This is a genomic window from Flavobacterium frigidum, from assembly GCF_048286735.1.
GTDB lineage: Bacteria > Bacteroidota > Bacteroidia > Flavobacteriales > Flavobacteriaceae > Flavobacterium.
In genome coordinates, this window is record NZ_JBLVPU010000044.1 from 1 (window position 1) to 2,805 (window position 2,805).

Genomic DNA, 2,805 nt, shown 5'->3' on the forward strand with positions numbered 1-2,805 from the left:
GTTATGCAAATTATTTGAACGGTTTTTTGTACAAATTATCTAACAGGGGAAAAGGAGGTTATTAGACAGTTTGACGTCCCCGCGCTACAAGCAGTTTGGGACTAAATTAAGCCCATTATTCGGATTTGCCAAATCTTCCAAATACAAAACCAACTTCAAATTAAGCCTAAAACCCAAATTGCTTGTAGCGTGTGTTACTGGCTGGTTGTTTTGTCGGAATTATCAATAAACCGCAAATTTTTCACGTTTCTGTTGGCAGATTCCAACTTTTGCACTTTTTATGTGCTATTCCAATTTCAAGTTTTTTAAAATTTCAGTACGGATTTAATATCTTCTGGAATTTCCTGTTTATTTTCTATTTGTTCATAAAATTTAAAAGCTTTTTGTTTCATTTTTTCGTCATTTTTAATTTCAGAAACTTTGAGTAAACATAATGAATAATGAATTTTAAAGTTCTCATCTTTTTTATAAGTTGAATAACATTTTTCTAAATATTCTAAACCTTCATCATATTTTTTGTTTTGTGATAATAAAACACCTTTTAGAAATATTACTTCGTTTTTTAATTTTGGATTTGATAATTTATATTTTTCAATTGCGATATTTATATTTTCTAAACCTTTATCTACATCACCGAAAATAGGAGATGTTAATGCAAAACCATAATAACCTTCAGGGTTTTCAGGAAATAAAGTAATTATTTCATTATACTTTTTTCGAGCAATTTTTAAAGATCTATCTTGACCTAATCTTAATCCTTCAGAAGCTAAATTTATTTTAAATTCTAATGTTTTTTTTGATAAACTGTCAGCCATTATATAGCAAGCTATTGCCTTTTCGTCATTCAACAATCGCAAAGTGTATCCTGTGAAAAAAATTGCATCACAGAATGTAGTGTCGGTTTTGTATGCCTTAAAGAAAATATTTGAAGTTATTTTGAGATATTTTGGGTCTAAAGATTTATTTAAATATAAAGTCTCAATACCTAAATTAAAAAGCTTCATTGCTTCGGGATTTTCAGATTTACAATACAAGTTTTTACCTTCGAAGTAATTTTGCGAAAAAGTTAAATTAAAGCTTAATATTAGTAAAGTAATAATAATTTTTTTCATTTTAAATATTTCTGTTTCTATGCGGTTTTTTGGTTCAACTAGCCAGTAACGTTCTGGCACTACAGCGGGTTTGGGACTAAATTAAGCCCTATTTTCGGATTAGCCAAATCATACTAAGTACAAAACCATCTTTCGATTAAGCCAAATGCCCAAATCCGTTGTAGTGGCTGTTATGCGGGGGTTATTTTGTCGAAATTGCAATTAAACCACAATTTTTCACGCTTCTGTTGGCACATTCCAATTTTCACGTTTCTGCTTTTTCGGTTCGCAATTTTCAACGTTTTATTTTCAATTATTTACTTTTCGTTTTAAAATTCTTTGCAAAAAATTTCAAGTTTCAGTTTTTCAATTTTCTGTTAGCAGATTCCAACTTTCACGCTTCTGCTTTTCAAGTTTCTACTTTTCCCACTTCAGTTTTTCGTCTGTCAATTGTCAGATTACAACTTTCCGACTTCTGTTATCGATTCCAATTTTCACGCTTCTGCTGTGTAAACTTCTTGCGGAAACCGATGTTTATTTTCTAATTGTTTTCATCTGCGTAATTTCGGCATAACTCCCGCATAACGTCCCCGCGCTACAAGCAGTTTGGACTAAATTAAGCCCATTCTTCGGATTTGCCAAATTATCCAAATACAAACCCAACTTCAAATTAAGCCTAATACCCAAATTGCTTGTAGCGTGTGTTATGCCCAGTTATTTTATTTGTTTCATAATTCCACAATTCATGCCAACTCTATGCGTGTTCTTTTTCCATTCAATTAAGAATTTAATCGGAATTAAAACTTTTAAATCAACTTTCTCTTTATTTCTTATAGCTGGTTCCCATTTTCCACTACTTTGTGATAAAGCTAAACTAAATTCATTTTTCAGCTCTTCATATTCTGTTCCTGTAATGTCTATAACTTGAACTAAACCATCTTTTTTTATTAATATTATTACTTCAATACTTCCAAATAAATCTTTCTTTTTTTTATAGTTTACAGGATTTAGGTTTTTTATAAGGAATGTATTTAAATCTCCATCAATAATTTTTGGAAGCACATCTACTTTTTCATTTTGGTTGTTATCAATTTCAATTAAATTCTTTTCATTTGAATAATCGTAATGTTCAACAAGTTTTCCATTTTCAAATCTTTTCCAAATGCCAGTTTTAATATTTTTAAAGAACGAACCAACTTGTAATGTGTCTTTATCATAACCAAATTCAACAAAAATTCCATTTTTTTGATTGTTTTCATATGTCGTTAGATATTTTACACGCATATCATTTTTATCGTATTTGTTTCGGAAACGATAATATTCAAGCCAAACTCCTTGTTTTTCATTGTTTTTGTAATTTCCCTCTTCAGATATTGAATTATAATATTTCCAATTCCAAGTCAATAAATATTTTCCGTGTTTAATTTCGGTTTTAGATTTTAATACGCTAAAAACTTCTTCTTTTTCACCGATAGTGTTTTTTACTTCTTTAGTTTCTTGAGAAACACATAAGTTTGTAAACACAAGACAAATCAATATTATTATTCTTTTCATTCAAAATTGTGTTAGATTCTTGATTCTGCTGTATAATTGGGCATAACGTCAGTTCGTCTAAAAACCTCCAAACAAACTGTATTTTGTTACTCATGGAGTAAATATATGTTATTTAAACTACATTTAAACTTCGTTCTATTAAAACTCGCTTTATGATTAT

At 29.3% G+C, this 2,805-nt stretch carries 2 protein-coding genes; both read right to left on the reverse strand.

All coding sequences use genetic code 11. The features are described from left to right. Positions 1-305: 305 nt before the first annotated feature. Entirely contained in the window at positions 306-1,172 is an 867-nt protein-coding gene (locus ACNQGO_RS15305) for a tetratricopeptide repeat protein (protein ID WP_417985807.1), read from the reverse strand. Positions 1,173-1,805: 633 nt separating this feature from the next. Then, a complete protein-coding gene (locus ACNQGO_RS15310) occupies positions 1,806-2,645 on the reverse strand; it encodes a hypothetical protein (RefSeq protein ID WP_417985808.1) in 840 nt (279 codons plus the stop codon). Positions 2,646-2,805: the final 160 nt, after the last annotated feature.

Excerpts from the sequence above, each read along its gene's own strand:
- ACNQGO_RS15310 (WP_417985808.1), bottom strand. The coding sequence starts at position 2,645 with ATGAAAAGAATAATAATATTGATTTGTCTTGTGTTTACAAACTTATGT.